Annotated in this window: 4 protein-coding genes; 1 reads left to right on the forward strand and 3 read right to left on the reverse strand. The window is 60.3% G+C overall.

Annotated elements, in window-relative coordinates; translation table 11 throughout:
* The first annotated feature begins 273 nt into the window (after positions 1-273).
* Positions 274-1,596: an MFS transporter gene (locus RG2_RS31100; RefSeq protein WP_033237407.1), complete on the forward strand. Its 1,323-nt coding sequence runs from the start codon at positions 274-276 to the stop codon at positions 1,594-1,596.
* A gap of 97 nt (positions 1,597-1,693) precedes the next feature.
* Here RG2_RS31100 and RG2_RS31105 read toward each other — a convergent pair whose 3' ends face one another.
* Genes RG2_RS31105 through RG2_RS31115 form a run of 3 tightly spaced genes read right to left on the reverse strand, consistent with a single transcriptional unit; the run spans position 1,694 to position 4,329 of the window.
* On the reverse strand, positions 1,694-2,080 hold the full coding sequence (locus tag RG2_RS31105) for a carboxymuconolactone decarboxylase family protein (RefSeq protein WP_033237408.1): 387 nt from the start codon (positions 2,078-2,080) through the stop codon (positions 1,694-1,696).
* Positions 2,081-2,113: 33 nt separating this feature from the next.
* Positions 2,114-3,685 (reverse strand): long-chain-fatty-acid--CoA ligase, encoded by a 1,572-nt coding sequence (locus RG2_RS31110; protein ID WP_033237406.1) that lies wholly within the window; start codon positions 3,683-3,685, stop codon positions 2,114-2,116.
* Positions 3,686-3,729: 44 nt separating this feature from the next.
* Positions 3,730-4,329 (reverse strand): RBBP9/YdeN family alpha/beta hydrolase, encoded by a 600-nt coding sequence (locus RG2_RS31115; RefSeq protein ID WP_033237405.1) that lies wholly within the window; start codon positions 4,327-4,329, stop codon positions 3,730-3,732.
* Positions 4,330-4,761: the final 432 nt, after the last annotated feature.

Consider the following 4,761-nt stretch of genomic DNA (forward strand, 5'->3'; position numbering starts at 1 on the left):
CCGGATCGGTCAGAGGTATGCCGATACCGATGAGACGTTGGCGAAGTTGGGTTATGCGCCGAATCGTCGGCCGGGTCAGTTGGGTTTCACCCACCACGCCTGACAATAATTCTCAGGGGGCATGAGCTGAGACAGTTCATGCCCCCGAGTCATCCCCAGAATTTGTTGCTACAGAATTTCCGAACCTTTTGTCCATCAGGCGATTTCCGGAAACTTATACCTCGACCAGGGTTCCGCCGTCGTCTTCCTTCCTCGAATGCTCCAAGGAGAATCATGGGATTACAGGCTACTTCCACGCTCAGCGTGGACACCGCACGCAGCAGCGGTGGACGGCGAAAGATATACCCCTGGATCGTTTTTGCGCTGGCCTTCGGCCTCCTGCTCTCGGACTACATGTCCAGACAGGTCCTCAGCGCGGTTTTCCCGATCCTGAAAGCGGATTGGGATCTCTCCGATTCGCACTTGGCGTCGTTGAGCAGTGTTGTCGCGCTGATGGTCGGGTTGCTGACGTTCCCGCTCTCACTTCTGGCCGATCGTTGGGGCCGCGTCAAGAGCCTGATCCTGATGGCCGTGTTGTGGAGTGTCGCTACTCTGCTGTGCGCGATTGCCCAGTCCTATGAACAGATGCTCGGTGCGCGATTCCTCGTCGGTGTCGGTGAAGCCGCATACGGCAGTGTCGGTATTGCCCTGGTGCTCAGCGTGTTTGCGCCGCGAGTGCATGCAATGCTGGCCGGTGCCTTCATGGCCGGTGGTTCGTTCGGTTCGGTGATCGGTGTTGCGATCGGCGGGTTCATCGCCGTTCAGTTCAGTTGGCGTTGGTCCTTTGCCGCGATGGCGATCTTCGGTCTCATCCTCGTTGCGCTGTTCCGCGCTCTGGTTACCGAGAAGAAGTTGGCCGCTCACGCCGTCGAGGGTTCCGCCGGCGCCGCAGTGGAACCGGATGGGTACCGGGCGCCGGTATCGACATTGTTCACCAATCCGGCGGTGCTGTTCGCCTATATCGGTGGCGGGCTGCAGATGTTCACTGCCGCTGTACTTCTGGCGTGGTTGCCGAGTTTCTTCAACCGCTACTACGATCTTGCGCCGGACAAGGCCGGGGTCATGGCTTCGGTGTTCGTTCTCCTGGTCGGCAGCGGCATGGTGGTCTGCGGATTCATCACCGACCGGTTCAGCCGTGACAACTCGGCAAAGAAGTGGACGACGGCGATCGTCTACTGTGTGATCTCCCTGGTGTCCTTGGGTATCGGTCTCCGGTTAGGCACGGGCACAGCGCAACTCGTACTTCTGGGAATCGGTGCATTCTTCTCCGCCGGCTGTTCGGGTCCGACAGCGGCGATGGTCGCCAACCTCACGCATCATTCGATCCGTGCATCGGCCATGGGAACGCTGACGGTCGCCAACAACCTGCTCGGACTGGCGCTCGGTCCCTTTGTCATCGGCATTCTTGCCGATCATCTCGGACTCCTGAGGGCGCTGCAGCTTTCACCCTTGGTCTACATTGCCGCCGTGGTTGCCTTTATTGCGGGCAAGCGTGCGTACCCGGCCGGTATTCGTCGTCTGGAGAATCTTCAGAAAGCGCCTGCAATGAATGCCTGATCCGGCATTGCAACTCGAATGGGCACCTACCCGCTATTTGCGAGTAGGTGCCCATTCGTCTGTCAGCTGATGTTGTGGCACAAAAGAACTGCCGAAGTCAGTTATCCGACTGACGCTGCTTGTGTGCTTCCATCTCCTCGACGAGGATCGGAACGCCGATGTTGCACGAGTGGATACCCACCACGGTCGCCAGCTTGAGGACCTCGAGAATCTCCTGCGGTGTCACCCCCATGTCCAAGGCTGCCTGAATGTGGCGCCTGGTACCCGGTGCATACATGTGGGTGGCGGAGGCGTCGACGGCGATACACAGCAGCTGAACAACTTTCGGTGAGAGGACACCGCTCTGGTACGGCTCCATCGCCATTTTCATATACAGTTCGGTCCAGTTCGGGTCCATGTCGTACAACCCGTCCCAGAGCGTATTCCAGCCGCCGCCGGCCTTCATCGCCTCGACTACTGGATAGCTGTTGGTGTCCTCGGTCATCATTCCTCCGTTTGTTGTTCGATACGAGCAGGTCTAGCGGGCGGTTGAGGCGGCCGCGAGTTCGCGCTTGAGAATTTTCCCGGTTGCGGTCATCGGCAGTTCGGTGACGAACTCGACGTGGCGGGGGTACTTGTAACTGGCCATCTGCTCTTTCGACCACGCGATCAGGTCGTCAGCCGTGATCTGCGCTGCCGGGTGGAGGATGACAAACGCCTTGATCTCCTCGCCATGTCTCTCGTCGGGCAACCCGACGACGGCGGCGAGCGAAACGGCGTCGTGGGTCACGAGGACTTCTTCGATTTCGCGAGGGTAGACGTTGAATCCACCTCGAACGATCAGGTCCTTCGCGCGATCCACTATGTAGTAGAAGCCGTCGTCGTCGACGCGAGCCAAGTCGCCGGTGCGGAACCAGCCGTCATGCATGACTTCGGCAGTGGCGTCGGGGCGGTTGTAGTAGCCCTTCATGACGTTGTGGCCGCGCAGAGCGATCTCACCGACTTGTTCCTGGCCGGTGACGGTGTTCCAGTGCTTGTCCACCAGTCGCGCCTCGATGCCCCAGATCGGGACTCCGATCGATCCCGGCCGAGGATCACGCTCCGGGTCGCTGAACAGTGCCAACGGCGAAGACTCGGACAGCCCGTAGCCTTCGAGGATCTGGACGCCGAACTGCCGCTTGAACTGGGTGAGAATCTCCACGGGCAACGCTGCGCCGCCGGAGATCGCCTTGCGCATGTTCCGCGCAATCTTCTCGACATCCACATTTCCTCCGTCGAGCGCGCCGAGCAGACCCCAGTACATAGTGGGCACGCCGGCAAAGACCGTGATGTTTTCCTGCTCCATCAACGCGAGCGCAGCGGCGGCCTCGAACCGGGGCATCAGGACCAGCGTCGAGCCGACGGAGAGTGCGGAGTTCATGGCGACGGTTTGGCCGAAGGAGTGGAACAGTGGGAGCGTGATCAGGCACGTATCGAGTTGTGTTGGGGTGCTGTCGAAGAGGCGATTGGCGCAGAGCGCGTTGAGAACCATGTTGGAGTGGGTGAGCTCTGCGCCTTTCGGAGCTCCCGTGGTTCCGCTGGTGTAGAGAATCACTGCCGTATCCGCCGGTTCTCGCACCACGGTTTCGAACTCGTTTGGCGTCGCAGCGATCGCCTGGGCAACCGTGTGGACGTCCGCGAGTTGCGACGGCCCCTGCGGATCGGCAGTGATCAGGAACATGTGACTGCACGCGGGAGCACCCTGGAACCCGTCGAGGCCGTACTCGCCGATCGGCAGGTCGGAGCCACCTTCGAAACAGAAGTATGCTTTCGCATCGGAGTCGTTGAGGTGGTACGCAATCTCCCGGCCCTTCAGCAAGATGTTGAGCGGTACCACCACTGCACCGGCCTTGAGGATCCCGTAATACACCGCGAGGAACTCGGGGATATTCGGGCAGGAGAGCGCAACCTTGTCACCGGGTTGCACGCCTCGGGCCACGATCAGGCTTGCGATCTTGTTGGCATGGCGGTTCAGTTCCGCGTATGACTGGCGTGCGTTGCCGAGCACGACGGCGTCTCGATCCGGGTATCGACGAGCCGAATCTTCCATTAATGCAGATAAATTGAGCATCGCTGCGTGTCCTTCGAAGTGTAGGTAGGAGCTCAGGTCAGCGTTTACGAGACCACGTCTTCGCGAACCTGGGTCAGCTCGTCGATGAATTCCTCGGCCTGCGACCATTCCCCGTACCCGGAGGCAGGATTCAGGTGTCCGACGTCGCCGAGGTCGACCAGACGGCTGCCCCAGACCTCGGCCATGTTGGCCACCCGGAGCCGATCGGCCAGCGGGTCGTTCGAACTCACTGCGACGATGCTCGGGAACGGCAGTTGGCGACGGGGAATGGGCAACCATCCGTTGCTGTCGAGATCCTCCAGCATCGGATAACCCTCGGGTAGTTGGCGTTCCAGGTCCGCGGGAGTTGCCAGCAGCGCGCCCACGATTGGGTGACTCGCCTGTAGAGCCCAGTGGACTGTGATCATGACCCCGGCGCTGTGGGCAACAAGCACGATCGGTCCGTCGATGTCGCTGATCACCGCGTCGAGGGCTGCGATCCGGGCAGCCAGGCTGAGCTTGTTCTCCGAGAGGGGAGGCACGCTACGTACCCGGTCCAGCTTGTTTTCCAGCAAAGTCTGCCAGTGTTCGTCGACGTGGTCGCGTAGGCCGGGCACGATCACGACGGTGGGTACTGAGGGGGCGTTCGCGGAAGGGTTGGTCATTGCCGTCTCCGGGGTTGTTTGGTGATGTTCGGGGCGTAGCGCCGGCGCGGTTCTGCCACTGTGGTTGATCGCCGGGGGCGGAACCCGATTTACGTTGTGACGGCGCGATCTACGAGGCGCTCGACACTCTTGTATCGGGGTCACGATAGCCGGATCGGTCCATCGATATTTGACATAATGAGACAAGCCTATTGACGTTTCGGGACTCGTAATCTCAGTCGGTCATGCGACCCTTGACTGCCCCAAGGGTCAAGAATCCTGTCTCAATGCGTCAAGTTGGATTGCTTCGACACGGCTATCGTGATCTCCATCACCAGGAAGGTCGAGTGCGCGGCAACACAGGCATTCGAGTGGAACGGGACGATACATGTTGTGATGCAACGACCTTCGGGTGCGAGCTGACACTGACGTCGTCTCGGGCTGCGCCCCTTA

The sequence above is a fragment of the Rhodococcus globerulus NBRC 14531 genome (assembly GCF_001894805.1).
Taxonomy (GTDB): Bacteria; Actinomycetota; Actinomycetes; order Mycobacteriales; family Mycobacteriaceae; genus Rhodococcus_F; species Rhodococcus_F globerula.

Excerpts from the sequence above, each read along its gene's own strand:
- RG2_RS31100 (WP_033237407.1), top strand. The coding sequence starts at position 274 with ATGGGATTACAGGCTACTTCCACGCTCAGCGTGGACACCGCACGCAGC.
- RG2_RS31105 (WP_033237408.1), bottom strand. The coding sequence starts at position 2,080 with ATGACCGAGGACACCAACAGCTATCCAGTAGTCGAGGCGATGAAGGCC.
- RG2_RS31110 (WP_033237406.1), bottom strand. The coding sequence starts at position 3,685 with ATGCTCAATTTATCTGCATTAATGGAAGATTCGGCTCGTCGATACCCG.
- RG2_RS31115 (WP_033237405.1), bottom strand. The coding sequence starts at position 4,329 with ATGACCAACCCTTCCGCGAACGCCCCCTCAGTACCCACCGTCGTGATC.